The sequence below is a fragment of the Stenotrophomonas sp. TWI377 genome (assembly GCF_039674525.1).
In the GTDB taxonomy this organism is placed as follows: Bacteria; Pseudomonadota; Gammaproteobacteria; order Xanthomonadales; family Xanthomonadaceae; genus Stenotrophomonas.
The window spans coordinates 79,101-99,184 of record NZ_JBDJNT010000011.1 but is presented as its reverse complement, the minus strand read 5'-3'; the positions used below and the strand labels follow the sequence as shown (position 1 = coordinate 99,184).

Sequence of the window (20,084 nt, the reverse complement as noted above, 5' to 3'; positions counted from 1 at the left end):
CGGGGGCAGCTATTGATTGAGGAAAGCCATGCATCGCTATCTCGCGTACCTGCTCGCCATCGGGTTGTTCCCGGTCTGCCTGTGGTTGGCCACGATCTGGCCCGCCTGGTACTGGGGCGTCGGCGTGACGGCGTTGCTGGTGGTGCTGGGCACCTGGGATCTGCTGCAGAAGCGCAGCACGCTGCGGCGCAACTATCCGGTGATGGCCCACTTCCGCTACGGGCTGGAATCGATCGGGCCGGAGATCCGCCAGTACTTCGTGCAGAGCGATCTGGAGGATGTGCCGTTCTCGCGCCAGCAGCGCGCGCTGATCTACCAGCGCTCCAAGAATGAAATGGACGTGGTGCCGTTCGGTACGCTGCGCAGCACCTATGCGGTGGACTACGAGTGGATCAACCATTCGCTGGCACCGACCGAGATCGGCCACCACGATTTCCGCATCCAGATCGGCCCGAACTGCGCCAAGCCGTATTCGGCCAGTGTGTTCAACATCTCCGCGATGAGCTTCGGTTCGTTGTCGGCGAACGCGATCCGCGCCCTCAACGAAGGCGCGCGCCGTGGCAGCTTCTATCACGACACCGGCGAAGGGTCGATTTCGCCCTATCACCGCGAAATGGGCGGCGACCTGGTCTGGGAAATCGGCTCGGGCTACTTCGGGTGCCGTGACGATGCCGGTGGTTTCAGCGAAGAGAAATTCGTCGCCAACGCCACCCATGATCAGGTCAAGATGATCGAGATCAAGCTGTCGCAGGGCGCCAAGCCCGGCCACGGCGGCGTGCTGCCGGCGGCCAAGGTGAGCGAGGAGATTTCGATCACCCGTGGCGTGCCGATGGGCGTGGATTGCGTATCGCCCTCCAGGCACAGCGCGTTCAATACGCCGGTGGAACTGCTGCAGTTCGTTGCGCGGCTGCGCGAGTTGTCCGGCGGCAAGCCGGTCGGGTTCAAGCTGGCCATCGGCCACCCCTGGGAGTGGTTCGGTATCGCCAAGGCGATGCAGGAAACCGGGCTGCTGCCGGATTTCATCGTGGTCGATGGCGCCGAGGGCGGTACCGGTGCGGCGCCGGCCGAGTTCATCGATCACGTGGGTGTGCCGATGCACGAGGCGCTGTTGCTGGTGCACAACACGCTGGTCGGCCTGGACCTGCGCGATCGCATCCGCGTCGGTGCGGCGGGCAAGGTCACCAGTGCCTTCGAGATCGCACGCACCATCGCGCTGGGCGCGGACTGGTGCAATGCCGGGCGTGGCTTCATGTTCGCGCTGGGCTGCATCCAGTCGCTGAGCTGCCACAGCGATAAATGCCCCACCGGCATCGCCACGCAGAACCCGCATCGCTGGCGTCACCTGGACGCCGCTGACAAGGCCACGCGCGTGCACAACTACCATGAGAACACCCTGCGCGCGCTGCGCGACCTGTTGTGCGCGGCCGGCTTGAACGATCCTTCCGAGTTGGGCCCGGAGCACATCCTGCGCCGCGTCTCGCCGGTGGAAATCCGCTCACTGGCTTCGCTGTACCGCTATCTGGCCCCGGGTGAGCTGCTGCGCAAAGTGCCGGACCATGCGGTCTTCCACGACTACTGGGCCGATGCGCGCAGTGATTCGTTCCAGCCGCCGGCGCGCATCCAGGCGCTGCGGACAAGCAAATCGCGATGACCGATGCGCGTGACCTGCGCTTGCGCGTTGGCCGTGCCGAGGAGGCGGACAGACTGTGGCTGCTGCGCACGCGCTGCGTACGTGAACTGTGCAGTGCGGCCTATCCGCCGGAGGTGATCGCCCCGTGGTCGGCCTCACCGCCACCGGACCACTACCGCGCGCTGCTCGCCGCCGGTGGCTGCGTGATTGCCGAAGATGCCGACGGCGCGCTGTTGGGCTATGGCGTGATCGATCTGGCCGGCAACGAAATCGATGCGTTGTTCGTCGATCCCGACTGCGGCGGCCGTGGCATCGGCCTGACCTTGATGCAGGCGATGCAAGCACGGTCGGATCCGGCGCGGCCGTTGGTGCTCTCAGCCTCGCTCAATGCGGTCGCGTTCTATCGTCGCTGTGGCTTTGAAGCGTTGCGCGAGGAAAGCTACCCACACCCCAGCGGGGTAGCGCTCGCTTCGGTGCGGATGCAGCGCAGGCGCTGATGCCGGCCAGCGGCCGGCACTACCGATTGCATGTCCTGACAGGCGGTCCGGCACGCCACGGTGCGCACTACCTCGGTAGTGCCGGCCGCTGGCCGGCACCGCGTGATTCACGCCTGCGCCAACCACGCCACCACGCCACGCCCGGCGCGCAGCCCGCTGGCATAGCAGGCCGTCAGCAGATAGCCGCCGGTCGGCGCTTCCCAGTCCAGCATCTCGCCGGCACAGAAGATGCCCGGGCGCCCGCGCAGCATCAGCTGCGTATCCAGTGCTTCCAGGCGCACGCCGCCGGCGGTGCTGATCACTTCATCGATAGGACGGGCTCGCTGCAGAGCCAATGGCAGCCGCTTCAGCGCATGCGCGATCTGGTCCAGCGGCAGTTGCCCGGCCTCGCGACCCAGTACCTCGAACAGCAGCGCGGATTTGACCCCGCCCAGACCCAGCTGGCGGCGCAGGACCTCGCCGAAACTGCGGCCCTGGCGCGGCTTGCGCAGTTTTTCCGCGACCTGCGCTTCGGTCTGGCCCGGCAGCAGGTCCAGCTGCAGGGTCACCTGCCCGTCGCGGGCCAGGCTGTCGCGCAGATCGGCCGACAGCGCGTAGATCAGGCTGCCTTCGATGCCGGTCGCGGTGATCACGCATTCACCCTGCAGCGAGCGCGGCTCACCCTGCAGGTCGGTCCAGTGCGCCACCACCGGCTTGAGCGGGGCACCCGCCTGGCGCTCGCTGAAGTAGGGCGTCCAGCCGATGTCGAAGCCACAGTTGGCCGGCTTCAGCGGGGCGATGTCGATGCCGCTGGCGGTCATCGGCGCCACCCACGCACCGTCCGAGCCGAGCTCCGGCCAGCTGCCACCGCCGAGCGCGAACACCACCGCATCGGCCGTGATCGTGGTCGCGCCCTCGGGGGTTTCCAGGCGCAGCGCGCCTGCGTCATCCCAGCCAGTCCAGCGGTGCTGCACGTGGAAGCGCACCCCCTGTTCCTTCAGCCGGCGCACCCAGCCGCGCAGCAGCGGGGCGGCCTTGCGGTCGACCGGGAACACACGTCCCGAACTGCCCACATAGGTCTCCACGCCGAATGCCAGCGCCCAGGCACGCAGCGCCTCGCCATCGAAATCGGCCAGCCAGCCGCCCACCGCGTCCGCGCGCTCGCGGTAGCGCGAGATGAACACCTCACGCGCATCGGAGTGGGTCAGATTGAGGCCGCCTTTGCCGGCGATCAGGAACTTGCGCCCGGGCGAGCCCTTGGCTTCGTACAGATCGACGGTGTGGCCGGCAGCGCGCACGGTTTCCGCCGCCATCAGGCCGGCGGGGCCGCCGCCGATGATCGCGACCCGGCGTGGGGTGTTCACGGCAATGCTCATGCAGGCAGGATCAACGCGGCTTGACGTCGAGCAGTTCGACATCGAACACCAGCGAGGAATTCGGTGCGATCGGGCCGGCGCCACGCGTGCCGTAGCCGTACTCGGCCGGAATCATCAGCGTGCGCTTGCCACCCACCTTCATGCCGGCAAAGCCTTCGTCCCAGCCCTTGATGACCTGGCCCTGGCCGAGATTGAAGGTGAAGGGCTCGCCGCGGTCGACCGAGCTGTCGAACTTGGCGCCGTGCTTGTCGGCGGTGCGCTCGTCGTAGATCCAGCCCGTGTAGTGCACGGTCACCTTGCTGCCGGGTGTGGCCTCGGCGCCGGTGCCCGGCTGGGTATCGATCTTCTCGAACTGCGCGATGCTGCCGCCGGGCGGCGGGCCGGGCGGGGTGCAGGCGGCCAGCAGCGACAACATCAGGGGGGCGAGCAGGTAACGCGGCAGACGGCGCATGGGCGGGCTCCGGATCCAAAAAACGGGGACGCAAGGGTAGCGCATCGCCGGGCGCTATCATGGGCACATGTCGAAACTGCTGCTCAACCTGCGCAATGTCGCGGACGATGAAATCCAGGATGTCACCGCCCTGCTGGACAAGGCGGGCATCGCCCACTACCGCACCGAGCCCAGCCCCTGGGGGATCTCCTTTGGCGGGATCTGGGTCCGCGATGACGCCGATCATCCTCGGGCCAAGGCGCTGATGGGCGAGTACCAGCAGGCACGCGGCGAGCGCGTGCGTGGCGAGCGTGAGGCCGCGCTGCGCGAGGGGACGGCCGAGACCTTCGGCAGCCTGATCCGCCGGCGCCCGGTGTTCGTGGTGGCGGTGCTGCTCGGCATGGCCGTCGCGACCGCGCTGGTGCTGCTGCCGTTCGTGCTGCTGCGCGGCTGATTCCAGGGCGGGTCAGGCGTGGCGCCTGCCCAGCGGCTAAAATGGCGGGATGATCGCCAATACCGCCGCCTACCACTTCACCCCCGTCGCCGACCCGGACGCGCTGTGCGCGACCCTGCTGGAGCGGGCGACCGCCGCGCAGCTGCGCGGCACGATCCTGGTGGCGGGCGAGGGCATCAATCTGTTCCTTGCCGGTGCCGAGCCGCAGATCGACGGCTTCTACGCCGCCCTGCGCGCCGATGCGCGGTTTGCCGGGCTGCGCGTGAAGACCAGCTACAGCCAGATGCAGCCGTTCGCCCGGCTCAAGGCCAAGGTCAAGCCGGAGATCATCAGTTTCCGCATCGACGACGGCCAGCCGCTGGCCTACCCGCGCGCGCCCTCGATCGATCCGGCCACGGTGCAGCGCTGGCTGCGCCAGGGGCACGATGACGCCGGCAAGCCGGTGGTGATGCTGGACACCCGCAACACCCAGGAGATCGAGTACGGCACCTTCCAGGACGCGCTGGTGCTGCCGATCACCAAGTTCACCGATCTGCCCGAGGCCCTGGCCCCACACCGCGAAGCGCTCAAGGACAGCACCGTGGTCAGCTTCTGCACCGGCGGCATCCGCTGCGAGAAGGCGGCGCTGTGGATGCGCAACGACGGCATGGACAACGTCCTGCAGCTGGACGGCGGCATCCTGGGCTATTTCGAGGCCGTGGGCGGTGAGGGCTATGACGGCCGCTGCTTCGTCTTCGACGAGCGCGTGGCGCTGGATGCGGCCCTGCAGCCACTGGTCGATCAGGACGCCGGCACCGCCTGAGCCGCTTCACGGCCTCGATTGTCCTGAATCGTCGCGAGACGGAAATCAGCGTCTTGCCACCTGCGCCTTGTGGGCGGTGGCAAACCGGCCGGCCAGCCCCATCTCAGTGGGATATCTCCTGGTTGGAACGAGCATTCATGATGCAGCTGTCGATTCTTGATCTGGCGCCGGTCTGCGAAGGCAGCGACACCACGCAGGCCTTCGCCAACATGCTGGACCTGGCCCAGCACGCCGAAGGTTGGGGCTTCCACCGCTATTGGCTGGCGGAGCACCACAACATGCCCGGCATCGCCAGCGCCGCTACGGCGGTGCTGATCGGTCATGTGGCCGGGGGCACGAAGCGCATCCGCGTCGGTGCCGGCGGCATCATGCTGCCCAATCACTCGCCGCTGCAGGTGGCCGAGCAGTTCGGCACGCTGGCCTCGCTGTACCCGGACCGCATCGACCTCGGCCTGGGCCGCGCGCCCGGCACCGACCAGCCGACCGCCCGCGCACTGCGCCGCTACTTCGACAGCGCCGACCAGTTCCCGCAGGACGTACGCGAGCTGCTGCATTACTTCGAGCCGGCCCAGAAGGGCCAGGCCGTGCGCGCCGTGCCCGGTGCGGGCATCCCGGTGCCGGTGTGGCTGCTGGGCTCCAGCCTGTTCAGTGCGCGGCTGTCGGCGGCGATGGGCCTGCCGTTCGCGTTCGCCTCGCACTTTGCGCCGGACGCGATGGATGAAGCGCTGGCGGTGTACCGTCGCGAGTTCCGCGCCTCGCAGTATCTGCAGGCGCCGTACGCGGTGCTGGGCTTGAACGTGGTTGCCAGCGATTCCGAAGCCGAGGCCAAGCGCCTGTTCACCACCCAGCAGCAGAGCTTCGTCAATCTGCGCCGTGGTCTGCCGGGCCTGATTCCGCCGCCGATCGACGACATCGAAGCCTTCTGGCAGCCGCACGAGAAGGCTGGCGTGCAGAGCGCGCTAGCCTGTGCGGTGGTCGGCGACGTGCAGCAGGTGCAGGAAGGCCTTGCCGCGTTCGTGGCGCGGCATAAGCCGGATGAAGTGCTGGTCACCGCCAACATCTACGATCACGCTGCGCGCAAGCGCTCGTTCGGTCTGGCGATGCAGGCCTGGCGCGCACTGCAGATCTGAGCTCGGCAGGCATGCGAAGAAGGCGTGACCGCGCGGTTCACGTCGCCGTAGCCGCCGATCGGCTGTGATGGGGGCTCCCCTTACAGGAGCCACCTCATGGCCGAACACGATCGCCAGCAGCACATCAAACAACTGGCCGAGCTGATCCGCGATGTGGACATCGCGATGTTTACGACGGTCGGTGTGGACGGGCGCTTGTTCAGCCGTCCGCTGGGCACGCAGGAAGTCGAATTCGACGGCGACCTCTGGTTCGCCACCGAGGCCGACAGCCCCAAGGTCGCGGAAATCACCGCCAACCCGCGCGTCAATGTGGCGTACGCCTCGCCGTCGGGTAACACCTATGTCTCGGTCTCCGGCACCGCGCGCGTGGTCAATGACCGGGCAAAGATCGACGAGCTCTGGTCCCCGGCGATGAAGATCTTCTTCCCCGGCGGCAAGGACGACCCGAACCTGCGCCTGATCCACGTCAGCGCCGAATCGGCCGAGTACTGGGATGGCCCGGGTGGCCTGCTCGGCAAGGCGCTGTATTTCGTGCTGTCGGCGGTCACCGACAACCCGGGCGCGATGTCCGACACCGGCACGGTGGATCTCAAGCCAGGCGTGTAACCGGGTTCACACGGCCGGCCTTGCGCCGGTCATTGTTGTACTCAAGCCGGCCGCAGGGTCGGCTTTTTCATGGCGCGACGCGTGACGGGGTGGGGCGGTCTCAGCCGAACCAGCGCTGGAACAGATCCACCGTATAGCCCACCAGCTGCCCCGAACTGAAGCCGAAGAACAGCACGGCAGCCACCGCACCGATCCAGTTGAGCAGCATCAGCACCCCATCGCGTTCAAGCAGGGCCAACGCAAACAACAGCAGCTGGAAGCCGAACAGATAATTGGTGAGCGGGATCGGCAGCGAGAGCAGCACGCCGATCAGGATCAGCAGCAGGCCACTGAAGGCATGCGCGGGCAGCGGTACCAGCAGCCCGGGCATCCGCGGCTTGAGCAGGCGGTCCAGCCGCCGCAGCGGACGGTCGATGCGCTCCAGGAACCGATGCATGGTGCCCCGCTTGGGTCCGCGGTTGCGGATGAAGCCGGGCAGCCAGGGGCGGCGCATGCCGCACAGCATCTGCGCGCCGATCAGCACCACCAGCGGTCCACTGACCGCACCGCCCAGCCCGGGGATCGGGATGAAGGCCGGCAGGATCGCCACGAACAGGAACACACCGAACGCGCTCTGCTGCAGATCCTGCAGGATCTGGCCCAGCAGCAGCCGTTGCTCCGGGTCACCGTGGTCGAACATCGCCAGCAGGGTACGGATACCCTCGTTGCGGTACTGCGGCCGCGTCGGATCCGGCGGCGTCGGCTCAGCCGGTGATGTCATCGGTTTCGTCTTCGCTCAGGGTGCGCAGCAGCAGCTTGTCGACACGGGCACCGTCGAGATCGACGATCTCGATGCGCCAGCCGGCCCAATCGAAGTACTCGCCCGCATGCGGGATGCGGCCGAAATAGTGGATGCACATGCCGGCCAGCGTGTAGTAGTCGCCATCATCGGCATCGGGCAGCTCGGCGTTGCCCATCAGTTCGCGCAGGTCTTCGATCGAGAGCGAGCCATCGACCAGGTAGGAGCCGTCCTCACGGGTCACCACCAGGGCGTCCTCGTCCACGTTCTCCACCGACTGCAGGCGGCCGACCACCGCGCCCATCAGGTCGCTGATGGTCACCAGGCCCTGGATCTCGCCGTACTCGTCCACCACCAGCGCCATCGACTGCTGTTCCTCGCGGAAGATCTCCAGCAGCTTCATCGCATGGGTGGACTCCGAGACGTACAGCGGCTCGCGCAGGTTCTGGAACAGCGAATGGTCATCGCGCACCAGGCGCGTCACCAGGCTCTTGACCTCCAGCACACCGACGATGTCCTGATCGTTGCCGCGGAACACCGGATAACGCGAGAATTCGTTCTCGCGCATGGTCGCGATGTTCTTTTCCGGCTCGGCCAGCGTATCCAGCCAGGCGATCCGGTTGCGCGGGGTCATCAGGCTGTCGGCGGTGCGGTCGCCCAGGCGCATGACGCGGTTCATCATGTCGCGCTCATGGGCGTCGATCACGCCGGCCTCGTGGCTTTCGGCGACCAGCATGCGGATTTCTTCTTCCGTGACCGAGGCCGCCTCGTCCTTGCCCAGGCCCAGGACCCGCAGTACCAGCCGGGTGGTCTTGGACAACAGCCAGACGAACGGGAAGGCCAGCTTGGCAAGGAAGCTCATCGGCAGGGCCACCAGCCCGGCAATGTCCTCCGAGCGGGTCAGCGCAAGGCGTTTGGGGACCAGTTCGCCGAAGATCAGCGTGACAAAGGTGATCAGCGTGACGGCGAGGCCCTTGCCAACCAGCTCGGCGTAACCGAATCCTGGCATCAGTTCCTTGATCCAGATGGCGATGGCTTCGCCGATCGCATCGCCACCCAGCAGGCCGGTCAACACGCCGATGACGGTGATGCCGATCTGCACGGTGGACAGGAAGCTCTCAGGCTTCTCGGACAGCTCCAGCGCCTTGGCGGCGCGCTTGGAGGTCCCGGCCATCTGCTTCAGCCGGCTCTTGCGCGAGGTCATGACCGACATCTCGGACATGGCGAAGAACCCGTTGAGCAGGATCAGGGCGAAAACAAGCAGGATCAGTTCAAACACGGGCGTCGTCCCCGGTTGGTGGCAGGGAGGGCGTGTTCAAGCGATGTCGGCTACCGGAGGGCGCGTGAGCGCGGCGGTGCGGCGGGGGGTAAGGGTCGTCGTCCATAGAGTGCACCCGAAGGTGCCCGCGCATCTTAACAAAAGGCCGGGGCAGGGGTGCAAACAGAGTCGTTCAGACGAGGCCGTCCCAGTGTGAAGAAGGGGGGGAGTACCCGGAACAGACATCAAACCGTCATAATTCCGCCCGGTGCCGTCCTTCCTCGACGGCGAATAGGTTTCTCAATGTTCTCTCTGCAGACCATTTTTGGCTCCGGCAAACAGTTCTATACCCTGCTGGACGAGGCTGCCCAGGCCGCCCAGGACAGTTCCAAGGCGCTGCACTCGATGCTGCGCGAAGCGGACCGCCAGCCGGCGCTGGACGCCTTCAAGCTGGCCCGCCTGCGCGAGCGCGCGGCTTCGGACAAGATCAGCCAGGCGCTGGTTGACAGCTTCATGACCCCGATCGAGCGCGAAGACATCGAAGCGCTGGGCTCGGCGCTGTACAAGATTCCCAAGCAGATCGAGAAGTTCGCCGATCGCTATTCGCTGGCCACCCAGCATCTGGAACACATCGATTTCGCGCCGCGCGCGGCGATGCTCGAACAGGCCGCCAGCGTGGTGGTGGAGATGGTCAACGACCTGCGCCACATGAACCTGGACCGGATGACCGCGCTCAACGAGAAGCTGCGTTCGCTGGAAAACGAAGCCGACCGGCTGATGCTCGAGCTGTACCGCGACATCTACTCCGGCCGCCTGGACAGCCTGCAGATGTTCCTGCTCAAGGAATTCTTCGAGATCCTGGAAAAGGCCATCGATCGTTGCCGCGAGGCCGGCGTGGTGGCGTACCAGATCGTCTTGAAGAACAGCTGACGGACGCCACAGCATGCTGACCCTTGTTCTGGTGGTGATCCTGGCCGCGCTCGTCTTCGAGTTCATCAACGGCTTCCACGATACCGCCAACTCCATCGCCACCGTGGTGGCGACCAAAGTGCTCTCGCCCGGCTGGGCGGTGATGCTCGCCGCGTTCATGAACCTCATCGGCGCGCTCACCGGTACTGCGGTCGCGCTGACCATCGCTTCGGGCCTGCTCAACACCAACGTGGTCGATGTGACCCCGCAGGTGATCCTGTGCGCGCTGCTGGGCGGCATCATCTGGAACCTGATCACGTGGTGGAAGGGGCTGCCGTCCTCGTCCTCGCACGCCCTGATCGGTGGCCTGTGCGGCGCCGGCCTGGCCGCGGCCCATAACAACTGGGACGCGCTGATCTGGTCCGAGCGCATCGGCACCTGGGCCCAGAACAAGGGCCTGCTGTGGAAGGTGTTCCTGCCGATGATCACCTCGCCGATCGCCGGCTTCCTGCTGGGCATCGCGGTGATGCTGCTGCTGTGGGGCATGATCGCGGGCATGGCCAAGATCGGCGGCTTCCTGGGCCGCCTGGCCCGCCCGCGCATCGTCAATGCGTTCTTCGGCAAGGCGCAGATCGTATCGGCGGCCTACATGGGCTTCGCCCACGGCCACAACGATGCGCAGAAGACCATGGGCATCATTGCCATGACCCTGATCGGTGCCGAGGCGACCGGTGCGCTGAACGACCTGCCGTCCTGGCTGGCCTTCATGCACCCGGACGCAAGCGCCGGTGACGGCATCGCGATGTGGATCGTACTGACCTGCGCCGTGGTGATGGCGGCCGGTACTGCTTCGGGTGGCTGGAAGATCATCAAGACCCTGGGCCACAAGATGGTCAAGCTGCACCCGATCCACGGCTTCGCCGCGGAAACGAGCTCGGCCACGATCCTGACCGTGGCGGCACATTTCGGCATGCCGGTCTCGACCACCCACAGCATCTCCACCGCGATCATGGGCGTGGGCTTCGCCAAGAACCCGCGTTCGCTGCGCTTCGGCGTGATCGAGCGGATCGTGTGGGCGTGGATCCTGACGATCCCGGCCGCCGGCGGCTGTGCGTACCTGATCCTGCGTCTGTTCGAACTGTTCGGCTGGGCCTGATCGGTCCACGCGCTTGAACATCGAAAAGCCCGCCGGAAGGCGGGCTTTTTCGTGGGGCACCGCGGATGCAGTGGCCGGAATGGCCGGGGGTGTTTCGTGCGACGGTCACCCCGACACTGCGCTGCCTGGCCTCTGCCACTCCCGTGCCAGCAACCCATACACCGCCGAATCCGATACTTCGCCGGCGACCCGCCAGCGCTCCCGCAGCAGTCCCTCGCGCTGGAAGCCGAGCCGCGCCAGCACCTTCGCCGAGGACACGTTGCGCGGATCAATCTCCGCTTCCAGGCGACGCAGGCGCAGCACATCGAACAGATACGCCACGAACCGTGACAGCGCCTCGTGCATGTAGCCCTTGCCCTGCGCCGACGGCGCCAGGTGATACCCGATCTCCGCACGCCGGTACGTCTCGTCGATCGCGAACACCACCACGATCCCCAGCAGCGGCCCGTCCACACGCTCCCGGATCGCCAGCTTCAACTGCGTGCCCGCATCGAGCGCGGCCAGATCGTCGAGGATCTGCACATAGGCCTGCTTGAGGTCGGTCCACGCCGGATGGTTCCAGTAGCGCATGCCGGCACGGTCGGACTGGATTGCGAACATCGCCTGCGCGTCCGTCGCGCCGATCGGGCTCAGCACCAGGCGCGCGCTGTCCAGCTGCAGGGTCGCGTCGAACGGCATGTGGGTTCCTGTGATCGAGCTGCGGCCAAGGTAGCGGCTCGCGCGCTGTGTCGCACGCCTTGCGTGCCATCACGCACCGCGCAACCCAAGAAAAAACCCGCCCGAAGGCGGGTTTTTCACAACAGACCGGAATGTCACGACCGGCCGATCAGACTTCCAGCGAGGCCAGATCGCCCTTCTTCTCCAGCCAGCCCTTGCGGTCGCTGGCGCGCTTCTTGGCCAGCAGCATGTCCATCAGCGAATGGGTCTGCTCGCCGTCATCGATGGTCAGCTGTACCAGACGGCGGGTATCGGGATGGATGGTGGACTCGCGCAGCTGCTGCGGGTTCATTTCACCCAGGCCCTTGAAGCGGGTCACGCTGATCTGGCCCTTGATCTTCTCGCGCTCGATCTTGTCCAGCATCGTGCGCTTTTCTTCCTCGTCCAGGGCGTAGAACACCTGCTTGCCCACGTCGACACGGAACAGCGGCGGCATCGCCACGAACACGTGGCCGGCATCGACCAGCGCCGGGAAGTGCTTGAGGAACAGCGCGGTCAGCAGGGTCGCGATGTGCAGGCCGTCCGAGTCGGCGTCGGCCAGGATGACCACCTTGCCGTAGCGCAGGCCGGCGATGTCGTCCTTGCCAGGGTCGCAGCCGATCGCGATGGCCAGGTTGTGCACTTCTTCGGAGGCCAGCACGCTGCCCGAGGACACTTCCCAGGTGTTGAGGATCTTGCCGCGCAGCGGCAGGATCGCCTGGAAGTCCTTGTCGCGGGCCTGCTTGGCACTGCCGCCCGCGGAGTCGCCTTCGACCAGGAACAGCTCGGTGCGCGACAGGTCCTGGCTGATGCAGTCGGCCAGCTTGCCGGGCAGGGCGGGGCCCTGGGTGACCTTCTTGCGGGTCACCAGCTTCTCGGTCTTCAGGCGCGCACTGGCGCGCTCGATGGCCAGCTGGGCGATCTGTTCGCCCAATGCGACGTTCTGGTTCAGCAGCAGGCTGAAGGCATCATGCGCTGCGCCCTCGACGAAGCCTGCGGCCTGGCGCGAAGACAGGCGTTCCTTGGTCTGGCCGCTGAACTGCGGATCGGTCATCTTCAGCGACAGCACGAACGACACGCGGTCCCAGACGTCTTCCGGGGCCAGCTTGACGCCACGTGGCAGCAGGTTGCGGAAGTCGCAGAACTCGCGCAGCGCCTCGGTCAGGCCGGTGCGCAGGCCGTTGGCGTGGGTGCCGTGCTGGGCGGTCGGGATCAGGTTGACGTAGCTTTCCTGGACCAGCTCGCCTTCGGGAATCCAGGCCAGGGCCCAGTCCACAATCTCGTTTTCTTTCTTCAGGTGGCCCACGAACAGGTCGGCCGGCAGCATCTCGCGCTCGCCGAGCTCGGCCTTGAGGTAATCGCTCAGGCCATCTTCGTAGTACCAGGTGTCCTGCTCGCCGGTGGCTTCATCGTGCAGCTTCACGGTCAGGCCGGGGCACAGCACGGCCTTGGCGCGCAGCAGGTGGCGCAGCGCACGCAGGTTGTACTTGGGCGTATCGAAGTACTTCGGGTCGGCCCAGAAGCGCACGCGGGTACCGGTGTTCTTCTTGCCGACGCTGCCGACCACTTCCAGCGGGGTGGCGCGGTCGCCGTTGCGGAAGGTGATGCGGTGTTCGCTCCCCTCGCGCTTGATGTGCACTTCGACCAGGGTGGACAACGCGTTGACCACGCTGACGCCCACGCCATGCAGGCCGCCGGAGAAGGTGTAGTTCTTGTTGTTGAACTTGCCGCCCGCGTGCAGGCGGGTCAGGATCAGTTCGACGCCGGGGATCTTCTCCTCGGGGTGGATGTCCACGGGCATGCCGCGGCCGTCATCGCTGACTTCGCAGCTGCCGTCCTTGAACAGCGTGACTTCGACCGTGTGGGCATGTCCGGCCAAGGCTTCGTCGACGGCATTGTCGATGACTTCCTGCGCCAGATGGTTCGGGCGCGCGGTGTCGGTGTACATGCCGGGGCGGCGCTTGACCGGGTCCAGGCCGGACAGGACTTCAATATCGGCGGCGTTATAGCGGGCGTTCATCTGTCTTCATAAAGCGCAATGCGACGGCGAAGTTTGCGGTCTGGACGGGTTTTTTGCACGCCACACGTTCAGGGGGCGGCCGACCGGGGCGCGATAGACTGTGCTGGATGGGAAACCGGAGCCTCCGGCGCCCCATTCCATGCCATACCGCGAGGAGCACCCCATGAAGAAGTTGCTGACCATCGTTGCCATCGCCGCCGCCGTCGTGGCCGTGCCCATGGCACTGGCCCAGAACGCCGGACAGGGCCAGCCCACGCCGCAGCAGGGCGAACAGGCCGACAGGGCCCAGGCGGAAGCGGACGCCAAGGCCAAGCGCCGCGCCGCCGCCACGGCCGAAATGAAGGCCAAGGGCGAGCAGGCCCCGCAGAAGGAAGAGGAAGAAGAAGCGCGGAAGAAGCGATAAGCGCTTCGCGCTGACGCTTCCCCACGGTTTGCGCGGCAAACCGTGGGCCCCGCTCACCCTCTCTTCCACATCCCCGCGCCTGTCGGCGCGCCCCCTTGAACGCCAAGGGGGCTCTCCACGAGAGAGACCTGGGGATCTGAAAAAGTACGCAACATGAGCCCCGGTATCGCGCCGGGGCTCTTCTTTTTATGTGAAGACCGTCATCCGCCTCTTGGGCTGGAGGCCGTCAATCTGTAAACTATGGCTTTCCGGGAGTAGTGCGTGTCATCCATCAGCGAATGGACTGGCCTGATCGTGCGCGATCGCCAGCAGGGTAGGCAGGAGGTGACGGTCCAGACAGCGGCCGGCACGGCTGACCCGACGTCGCTGACCCACTCCCGCACCGCATCCCCCCTGATCCCCGTCCTGGCGCGTGAAGACGCCGCCGCCAGCCGGATCGCCTCGATTTCCCCCTTTACGTCGTCCGTCGCCCTGCGCGCCGGCGCCGTTTCCCCCTTCCTGACAGGACACCCCCAGCCATGACTCCCTTGATCTTCGTAACCGGCGGCGTAGTGTCCTCGCTCGGCAAAGGCATTGCCGCCGCGTCGCTTGCCGCCATCCTCGAGGCCCGCGGCCTGCGGGTGACGATGATGAAGCTTGATCCGTACATCAACGTCGACCCGGGCACCATGAGCCCGTTCCAGCACGGTGAGGTCTACGTCACCGATGACGGCGCCGAGACCGACCTGGACCTGGGCCATTACGAGCGCTTCGTGCGCACCCGCCTGAGCCGCAAGAACTCGGTCACCACCGGCCGCATCTACGAGAACGTGATCCGCAAGGAGCGCCGCGGCGACTACCTGGGCGCCACCGTGCAGGTCATTCCGCACATCACCGATGAAATCCGCCGCTGCATGGACGAGGCCACCGAAGGCTTCGACGTGGCGCTGGTGGAGATCGGTGGCACCGTGGGCGATATCGAGTCGCTGCCGTTCCTGGAGGCGATCCGCCAGGTGCGCACCGAGCGCGGCCCGGAGAAGGCGCTGTTCATGCACCTGACCCTGGTGCCGTACATTGCTGCGGCCGGCGAGCTGAAGACCAAGCCGACCCAGCACTCGGTCAAGGAACTGCGCTCGATCGGCATCCAGCCGGACGTGCTGCTGTGCCGTTCCGAGCAGGTGGTGCCGGATTCGGAGCGCCGCAAGATCGCCCAGTTCACCAACGTCTCCGAGCGCGCCGTGATCAGCGTGCCGGACGTGGACGTGCTGTACCGCATCCCGATGGGCCTGCACGCGCAGGGTCTGGACGACATCGTGGTCAACCAGCTCAAGCTCGGCGACAAGGCCGGCCCGGTCGATCTGGCCGAGTGGGAAGCGGCGGTGGATGCCACGCTGCACCCGCTGGACGAGGTCACCATCGCGGTGGTCGGCAAGTACGTCGATCACCAGGACGCCTACAAGTCGGTCGGCGAGGCGCTCAAGCACGGTGGCCTGCGCCAGCGCACCAAGGTCAACCTGAAGTGGCTCGAAGCGCAGGAGCTGGAAGACAGTGACCTGGCCGCGCTGAAGGATGTCGACGGCATCCTGGTGCCGGGCGGCTTCGGCGACCGTGGCTTCGAAGGCAAGGTGCTGACCTCGCAGTTCGCCCGTGAGCAGAATGTGCCGTACTTCGGCATCTGCTACGGCATGCAGGCCGCAGTGGTCGATTTCGCCCGCCATGTGGCCGGCCTGGAAGGTGCCAACAGCACCGAGAACGACCGCCAGTCGCCGAACCCGGTGATCGGCCTGATCACCGAATGGCGCACCGCCACCGGCGATGTGGAAAAGCGCGACGACAAGAGCGATCTGGGCGGCACCATGCGCCTGGGCCTGCAGGAACAGCGCCTGAAGCCGGGCACGCTGGCCCGCGAGCTGTACGGCAAGGACGTGGTCTCCGAGCGTCACCGTCACCGCTACGAGTTCAACAACCGCTACCGCACCCAGCTGGAAGATGCGGGCCTGGTGATCGCCGGCAAGTCGATGGATGACACCCTGGTGGAAGTCATCGAGCTGCCGCGTGACCAGCACCCGTGGTTCCTGGCCTGCCAGGCGCACCCGGAGTTCCTGTCCACGCCGCGCGAAGGCCACCCGCTGTTCATCGGCTTCATCCGTGCCGCGCGCGAGCGCAAGGCCGGTGGCAAGCTGGCACAGGACGCAGCCGCCTGATCGGCATGCCGCACTTGCAGTGGGGGCCGCGTGCCCCCATTGCAGAGCGCTAATCACCCACGGCGGCTGGCCTGGCCAGTGTTCGCCGGACAACAAGGAAACGCCATGAAACTGTGTGGATTCGACGTCGGGCTGGACCAGCCCCTGTTCCTGATCGCCGGCCCGTGTGTGATCGAGTCGATGCAGCTGCAGCTGGACGTGGCTGGCAAGTTGAAGGAAATCACTGATCGCCTCGGCATCAACTTCATCTTCAAGTCGAGCTTCGACAAGGCCAACCGCACCTCGGGCACCGCCTTCCGCGGCCCGGGCATGGAGGAGGGCCTGAAGGTCCTGGCCGAAGTGAAGAAGCAGATCGGCGTGCCGGTGCTGACCGACGTGCACGAATACACCCCGATGGACGAAGTGGCCTCGGTGGTGGACGTGCTGCAGACCCCGGCGTTCCTGGTCCGCCAGACCGATTTCATCACCAAGGTGTGCGCGACCGGCAAGCCGGTCAACATCAAGAAGGGTCAGTTCCTGTCCCCGTGGGACATGAAACCTGTCGTGGAGAAGGCCAAGGCCACCGGCAACCAGGACATCATGGTCTGCGAGCGCGGTGCCAGCTTCGGCTACAACAACCTGGTCAGCGACATGCGCTCGCTGTCGGTGATGCGCGATACCGGGTGCCCGGTCGTGTTCGACGCCACCCATTCGGTGCAGCTGCCGGGCGGGCAGGGCAACAGCTCCGGCGGCCAGCGCGAGTTCGTGCCGGTGCTGGCGCGTGCGGCGGTCGCTGTCGGTGTGTCGGGCCTGTTCGCCGAGACCCACCCGGATCCGTCCAAGGCGCTGTCCGACGGCCCCAACGCGTGGCCGCTGGACCGCATGGAAGAACTGCTCGAAACCCTGATGGAACTCGACGCGGTCACCAAGAAGCACGGGTTCTCGCGCTTCGCATGATGGCCGACGTTCCGGCGTCCCCCGCGGTGCGCCGCGGCTGGCGCGGCTGGACCTGGGGCTGGATCGCGCTGGGCGCGGCGATCGCCACCTGGTGCGGGGTGTTCCTGCTGGTGGTGCTGATGTTCACCAGCATGGGCTCGCCCGGTGATGGCGACAACGCACTGCGCGCGGTGATGCCCATGCTGTTGGCGACGCTGTCGCTGACCGGCACCGCCGCACTGGCCTGCGTGACCGCCAGCGTGCTCGCGTTCCGGCTGCGCCGGCAACCCGCCGGCGGCGGCGTGGCGCTGGCCCTGCTGGCGTTGTTGATGCTGGTGTTGTTGATCCCGTCGCTGACCTCGCGCCACGCCAGCGTGGCCGGGGTGCCGCCCGCCACCCTGCCGATTTGGCAAGTGACGGGTGTGCAGGGATAATCACGCGGCATGTTTTTTTTGGCGCTGCGTTGGCGGCGCCTCCCCCTCTCTGACTGGTAACCGGCCCGCTATGACCACGATCCGCAGCATCCACGCCCGTGAAATCCTCGACAGCCGTGGCAACCCCACGCTGGAAGCCGAAGTCATCCTCGAGGACGGCTCGTTCGGTCGTGCCGCGGTGCCGTCCGGCGCCTCGACCGGCACCAAGGAAGCCGTGGAACTGCGTGACGGCGACAAGACCCGTTACCTGGGCAAGGGCGTGCGCAACGCCGTGTCCAACGTCAACACCACGATTGCCACGGCGCTGAAGGGCTTCGACGCCGCCGACCAGGAAGGCCTCGACCGCCGCCTGATCGATCTGGACGGCACCGAGAACAAGGGCCGCCTGGGCGCGAACGCGCTGCTGGGGGTTTCGCTGGCCAATGCCCACGCCGTGGCCGCCTCGAAGAAGCAGGCGCTGTGGCAGCACCTGGCCAACGGCCGCGACGTCACCCTGCCGGTGCCGATGATGAACATCATCAACGGCGGCGCGCATGCCGACAACAACGTCGATTTCCAGGAATTCATGGTGCTGCCGGTCGGCTTCACCTCGTTCTCCGAGTCGCTGCGTGCCGGCACCGAAATCTTCCATTCGCTCAAGTCGGTGCTCAAGGGCCACGGCCTGAGCACGGCGGTGGGCGACGAAGGCGGCTTCGCGCCGGACTTCCGCAGCAACGTCGAAGCACTGGACACCATCCTGGAAGCCATCGGCAAGGCCGGCTACACCGCCGGTGAAGACGTGCTGCTGGGCCTGGACGTGGCCTCCAGCGAGTTCTACGAGAACGGCAAGTACAACCTGGTCGGCGAGAACAAGCGCCTGACCTCCGAGCAGTTCGTCGATTTCCTGGCCGACTGGGCCGCGCAGTACCCGATCGTGACCATCGAAGACGGCCTGGCCGAGAACGACTGGGCCGGCTGGAAGCTGCTGACCGACCGCATCGGCAACAAGGTCCAGCTGGTGGGCGACGATCTGTTCGTCACCAACCCGAAGATCTTCAAGGAAGGCATCGAGTCCGGCACCGCCAACGCGATCCTGATCAAGGTCAACCAGATCGGCACCCTGACCGAGACCCTGGAAGCGATCGCCATGGCGCACGCGGCCAACTATGCCTCGATCGTCTCGCACCGTTCGGGCGAAACCGAAGACACCACCATCGCCGACATCGCCGTGGCCACCACCGCCACCCAGATCAAGACCGGCTCGCTGTGCCGCAGTGATCGCGTGGCCAAGTACAACCAGCTGCTGCGTATCGAGGAAGCCCTCGGTGCCGGCGCGCGTTACGCCGGTCGTGACGCGTTCGTGTCGCTGAAGCGCTGATCCCATGCGCGACTGGCGCTGGCTGCTGCTGGTGCTCGCGCTGCTGCTCGGATGGCTGCAGTACCGCTTCTGGTTTGGGCCGGGCAACTCGGGCGAAGTGATGATGCTTGAGGCCCAGGTCGAGAACCAGAAGCGGGACAACGCCGGCCTGCAGCAGCGCAATGATGCGCTTGCTGCCGAGGTCAAGGACCTCAAGGAAGGCGAGGCCGCCATCGAAGAACGCGCGCGCAGCGAGCTGGGCATGATCAAGCCCGGCGAGAAGTTCTACCGCGTGGTCGAAGACGCGCCGGTGCCGCCACCGCGCGCGCCGACGGCCGTCACCGATCCGGATGCGCCGCACCAGGATGTGCCCTGATGGCGGGCATCTGGGCGGTGGTTCCCGCTGCTGGCCGTGGCACCCGCTTCGGTGGGCCCACACCCAAGCAGTATCTGCTGGCCGGCGACCGCGTGTTGCTGGCCCATACCCTTGAGGCGCTGCTCTCGCACCCGGTCGTGGCCGGAGTGATGGTGGTGGTCGCCGAGAACGACGCCGACTGGCCGGGCTGGCAGTCACTGGCGGACAAACCCATTCTGACCTGCATCGGCGGTGCCACCCGCGCCGGCTCGGTGCTGGCCGGCCTGCATGCGTTGCCCGATGACGTGCGCGCGGACGATTTCGTGCTGGTGCACGACGCCGCACGCCCGAACCTGGCCGCTGCCGATCTCGGTCGCCTGCTGGAAGTCGGCCGTGCCGACCCGGTCGGCGCGATCCTGGCCGCGCCCGTGCGCGACACGCTCAAGCGTGCCGGCGATGACGGCGGTATCGATGCCACCGAGCCGCGCGAACGGCTGTGGCGTGCGCTGACCCCGCAGCTGTTCCGCCGCCACCAGTTGGCGCGCGCGCTGCAGGAGGCGGCTGACGCCGGCGTGGAGGTCACCGACGAGGCCATGGCCATGGAGCGCCAGGGGCTGCGCCCGCTGCTGGTGGAAGGCAGCGAAGACAACTTCAAGGTCACCACCCCGGCTGATCTGTCCCGTTTCGAATTCGTGTTGTCGCGTCGCGAACCCTGACGTCCGCACGCGCCACACCCA

Annotated in this window: 22 protein-coding genes; 16 read left to right on the top strand and 6 right to left on the bottom strand. The window is 66.6% G+C overall.

Annotated features, from left to right (window positions below):
- Nucleotides 1-28: 28 nt before the first annotated feature.
- Entirely contained in the window at nucleotides 29-1,651 is a 1,623-nt protein-coding gene (locus ABE546_RS11350; RefSeq protein WP_313212024.1) for an FMN-binding glutamate synthase family protein, read from the top strand.
- A complete protein-coding gene (locus ABE546_RS11345; protein ID WP_313217848.1) occupies nucleotides 1,648-2,127 on the top strand; it encodes a GNAT family N-acetyltransferase in 480 nt (159 codons plus the stop codon). Before ABE546_RS11350 ends, ABE546_RS11345 begins: the two co-directional genes overlap by 4 nt.
- A gap of 107 nt (nucleotides 2,128-2,234) precedes the next feature.
- On the opposite strand, the gene ABE546_RS11340 is transcribed toward ABE546_RS11345, so the two are convergent.
- Nucleotides 2,235-3,482 carry a TIGR03862 family flavoprotein gene (locus ABE546_RS11340; RefSeq protein ID WP_346463727.1) on the bottom strand — a complete coding sequence of 416 codons (1,248 nt, stop codon included), beginning with the start codon at nucleotides 3,480-3,482 and terminating at the stop codon, nucleotides 2,235-2,237.
- A gap of 10 nt (nucleotides 3,483-3,492) precedes the next feature.
- Complete coding sequence (locus ABE546_RS11335) at nucleotides 3,493-3,933, bottom strand: FKBP-type peptidyl-prolyl cis-trans isomerase (protein WP_346463725.1); 441 nt, start codon at nucleotides 3,931-3,933, stop codon at nucleotides 3,493-3,495.
- Between the two features lie 67 nt (nucleotides 3,934-4,000).
- Between ABE546_RS11335 and ABE546_RS11330 the strand changes: the two genes are divergently transcribed.
- The 4 genes from ABE546_RS11330 to ABE546_RS11315 all read left to right on the top strand — a co-directional run bounded on the left by ABE546_RS11330 (nucleotide 4,001) and on the right by ABE546_RS11315 (nucleotide 6,904).
- Complete coding sequence (locus tag ABE546_RS11330) at nucleotides 4,001-4,366, top strand: DUF6164 family protein (protein ID WP_313212019.1); 366 nt, start codon at nucleotides 4,001-4,003, stop codon at nucleotides 4,364-4,366.
- Between the two features lie 49 nt (nucleotides 4,367-4,415).
- Nucleotides 4,416-5,168: a sulfurtransferase gene (locus ABE546_RS11325; RefSeq protein WP_346463723.1), complete on the top strand. Its 753-nt coding sequence runs from the start codon at nucleotides 4,416-4,418 to the stop codon at nucleotides 5,166-5,168.
- Nucleotides 5,169-5,305: 137 nt separating this feature from the next.
- Complete coding sequence (locus ABE546_RS11320) at nucleotides 5,306-6,298, top strand: LLM class flavin-dependent oxidoreductase (protein WP_121041735.1); 993 nt, start codon at nucleotides 5,306-5,308, stop codon at nucleotides 6,296-6,298.
- A gap of 96 nt (nucleotides 6,299-6,394) precedes the next feature.
- Nucleotides 6,395-6,904 (top strand): pyridoxamine 5'-phosphate oxidase family protein, encoded by a 510-nt coding sequence (locus tag ABE546_RS11315; protein WP_346463721.1) that lies wholly within the window; start codon nucleotides 6,395-6,397, stop codon nucleotides 6,902-6,904.
- 100 nt (nucleotides 6,905-7,004) lie between these two features.
- On the opposite strand, the gene ABE546_RS11310 is transcribed toward ABE546_RS11315, so the two are convergent.
- The gene (locus ABE546_RS11310) at nucleotides 7,005-7,664 is read right to left on the bottom strand and encodes an exopolysaccharide biosynthesis protein (protein ID WP_346463719.1); all 660 of its coding nucleotides are present in this window, start codon (nucleotides 7,662-7,664) and stop codon (nucleotides 7,005-7,007) included.
- A complete protein-coding gene (locus ABE546_RS11305; RefSeq protein WP_346463717.1) occupies nucleotides 7,648-8,961 on the bottom strand; it encodes a hemolysin family protein in 1,314 nt (437 codons plus the stop codon). The genes ABE546_RS11310 and ABE546_RS11305 overlap by 17 nt, the downstream gene beginning before the upstream one ends.
- 282 nt (nucleotides 8,962-9,243) lie before the next feature.
- Here ABE546_RS11305 and ABE546_RS11300 point away from each other — a divergent pair, with 282 nt between their 5' ends.
- Both ABE546_RS11300 and ABE546_RS11295 read left to right on the top strand, forming a co-directional pair.
- Nucleotides 9,244-9,870 (top strand): DUF47 family protein, encoded by a 627-nt coding sequence (locus ABE546_RS11300; RefSeq protein ID WP_121041743.1) that lies wholly within the window; start codon nucleotides 9,244-9,246, stop codon nucleotides 9,868-9,870.
- A 13-nt stretch (nucleotides 9,871-9,883) separates the two neighbouring features.
- Nucleotides 9,884-11,005 (top strand): inorganic phosphate transporter, encoded by a 1,122-nt coding sequence (locus tag ABE546_RS11295; protein ID WP_259260276.1) that lies wholly within the window; start codon nucleotides 9,884-9,886, stop codon nucleotides 11,003-11,005.
- Between the two features lie 105 nt (nucleotides 11,006-11,110).
- Here the strand turns inward: ABE546_RS11295 and ABE546_RS11290 are convergent, their stop codons facing one another.
- Complete coding sequence (locus ABE546_RS11290; RefSeq protein WP_346463715.1) at nucleotides 11,111-11,683, bottom strand: GNAT family protein; 573 nt, start codon at nucleotides 11,681-11,683, stop codon at nucleotides 11,111-11,113.
- A 148-nt stretch (nucleotides 11,684-11,831) separates the two neighbouring features.
- Nucleotides 11,832-13,721 carry a DNA topoisomerase IV subunit B gene (gene parE / locus ABE546_RS11285; RefSeq protein ID WP_313212009.1) on the bottom strand — a complete coding sequence of 630 codons (1,890 nt, stop codon included), beginning with the start codon at nucleotides 13,719-13,721 and terminating at the stop codon, nucleotides 11,832-11,834.
- Between the two features lie 163 nt (nucleotides 13,722-13,884).
- Here parE and ABE546_RS11280 point away from each other — a divergent pair, with 163 nt between their 5' ends.
- The 8 genes from ABE546_RS11280 (at nucleotide 13,885) to ispD (ending at nucleotide 20,063) form a co-directional block, all read left to right on the top strand.
- Entirely contained in the window at nucleotides 13,885-14,124 is a 240-nt protein-coding gene (locus ABE546_RS11280) for a hypothetical protein (RefSeq protein WP_313217859.1), read from the top strand.
- Nucleotides 14,125-14,385: 261 nt separating this feature from the next.
- Nucleotides 14,386-14,646, top strand: a complete 261-nt coding sequence (locus ABE546_RS11275) for a hypothetical protein (protein ID WP_313212007.1) — start codon at nucleotides 14,386-14,388, stop codon at nucleotides 14,644-14,646.
- A complete protein-coding gene (locus ABE546_RS11270; RefSeq protein WP_313212006.1) occupies nucleotides 14,643-16,307 on the top strand; it encodes a CTP synthase in 1,665 nt (554 codons plus the stop codon). Before ABE546_RS11275 ends, ABE546_RS11270 begins: the two co-directional genes overlap by 4 nt.
- Before the next feature lie 105 nt (nucleotides 16,308-16,412).
- Nucleotides 16,413-17,243 (top strand): 3-deoxy-8-phosphooctulonate synthase, encoded by an 831-nt coding sequence (gene kdsA / locus ABE546_RS11265; protein WP_088433181.1) that lies wholly within the window; start codon nucleotides 16,413-16,415, stop codon nucleotides 17,241-17,243.
- Nucleotides 17,243-17,656, top strand: coding sequence for a hypothetical protein (locus tag ABE546_RS11260; RefSeq protein ID WP_313212004.1), 414 nt, complete (start codon nucleotides 17,243-17,245; stop codon nucleotides 17,654-17,656). Before kdsA ends, ABE546_RS11260 begins: the two co-directional genes overlap by 1 nt.
- A gap of 70 nt (nucleotides 17,657-17,726) precedes the next feature.
- Nucleotides 17,727-19,013, top strand: coding sequence for a phosphopyruvate hydratase (gene eno, locus ABE546_RS11255; protein WP_121041757.1), 1,287 nt, complete (start codon nucleotides 17,727-17,729; stop codon nucleotides 19,011-19,013).
- A gap of 4 nt (nucleotides 19,014-19,017) precedes the next feature.
- Nucleotides 19,018-19,368: a cell division protein FtsB gene (ftsB, locus tag ABE546_RS11250; protein WP_121041759.1), complete on the top strand. Its 351-nt coding sequence runs from the start codon at nucleotides 19,018-19,020 to the stop codon at nucleotides 19,366-19,368.
- Nucleotides 19,365-20,063, top strand: a complete 699-nt coding sequence (ispD, locus tag ABE546_RS11245) for a 2-C-methyl-D-erythritol 4-phosphate cytidylyltransferase (protein ID WP_313212036.1) — start codon at nucleotides 19,365-19,367, stop codon at nucleotides 20,061-20,063. Before ftsB ends, ispD begins: the two co-directional genes overlap by 4 nt.
- The last annotated feature ends 21 nt before the right edge of the window (nucleotides 20,064-20,084 follow it).

Bases quoted from the DNA above. Each gene is read 5' to 3' on its own strand.
- ABE546_RS11260 (WP_313212004.1), top strand. From the start codon at position 17,243: ATGGCCGACGTTCCGGCGTCCCCCGCGGTGCGCCGCGGCTGGCGCGGC.
- parE (WP_313212009.1), bottom strand. From the start codon at position 13,721: ATGAACGCCCGCTATAACGCCGCCGATATTGAAGTCCTGTCCGGCCTG.
- kdsA (WP_088433181.1), top strand. From the start codon at position 16,413: ATGAAACTGTGTGGATTCGACGTCGGGCTGGACCAGCCCCTGTTCCTG.
- ABE546_RS11270 (WP_313212006.1), top strand. From the start codon at position 14,643: ATGACTCCCTTGATCTTCGTAACCGGCGGCGTAGTGTCCTCGCTCGGC.
- ABE546_RS11295 (WP_259260276.1), top strand. From the start codon at position 9,884: ATGCTGACCCTTGTTCTGGTGGTGATCCTGGCCGCGCTCGTCTTCGAG.
- ABE546_RS11310 (WP_346463719.1), bottom strand. From the start codon at position 7,664: ATGACATCACCGGCTGAGCCGACGCCGCCGGATCCGACGCGGCCGCAG.
- ABE546_RS11335 (WP_346463725.1), bottom strand. From the start codon at position 3,933: ATGCGCCGTCTGCCGCGTTACCTGCTCGCCCCCCTGATGTTGTCGCTG.
- ABE546_RS11320 (WP_121041735.1), top strand. From the start codon at position 5,306: ATGATGCAGCTGTCGATTCTTGATCTGGCGCCGGTCTGCGAAGGCAGC.
- ABE546_RS11300 (WP_121041743.1), top strand. From the start codon at position 9,244: ATGTTCTCTCTGCAGACCATTTTTGGCTCCGGCAAACAGTTCTATACC.
- ABE546_RS11340 (WP_346463727.1), bottom strand. From the start codon at position 3,482: ATGAGCATTGCCGTGAACACCCCACGCCGGGTCGCGATCATCGGCGGC.
- ABE546_RS11350 (WP_313212024.1), top strand. From the start codon at position 29: ATGCATCGCTATCTCGCGTACCTGCTCGCCATCGGGTTGTTCCCGGTC.
- ftsB (WP_121041759.1), top strand. From the start codon at position 19,018: ATGCGCGACTGGCGCTGGCTGCTGCTGGTGCTCGCGCTGCTGCTCGGA.
- ABE546_RS11330 (WP_313212019.1), top strand. From the start codon at position 4,001: ATGTCGAAACTGCTGCTCAACCTGCGCAATGTCGCGGACGATGAAATC.
- ABE546_RS11280 (WP_313217859.1), top strand. From the start codon at position 13,885: ATGAAGAAGTTGCTGACCATCGTTGCCATCGCCGCCGCCGTCGTGGCC.
- ABE546_RS11315 (WP_346463721.1), top strand. From the start codon at position 6,395: ATGGCCGAACACGATCGCCAGCAGCACATCAAACAACTGGCCGAGCTG.
- eno (WP_121041757.1), top strand. From the start codon at position 17,727: ATGACCACGATCCGCAGCATCCACGCCCGTGAAATCCTCGACAGCCGT.
- ABE546_RS11345 (WP_313217848.1), top strand. From the start codon at position 1,648: ATGACCGATGCGCGTGACCTGCGCTTGCGCGTTGGCCGTGCCGAGGAG.
- ABE546_RS11290 (WP_346463715.1), bottom strand. From the start codon at position 11,683: ATGCCGTTCGACGCGACCCTGCAGCTGGACAGCGCGCGCCTGGTGCTG.
- ABE546_RS11325 (WP_346463723.1), top strand. From the start codon at position 4,416: ATGATCGCCAATACCGCCGCCTACCACTTCACCCCCGTCGCCGACCCG.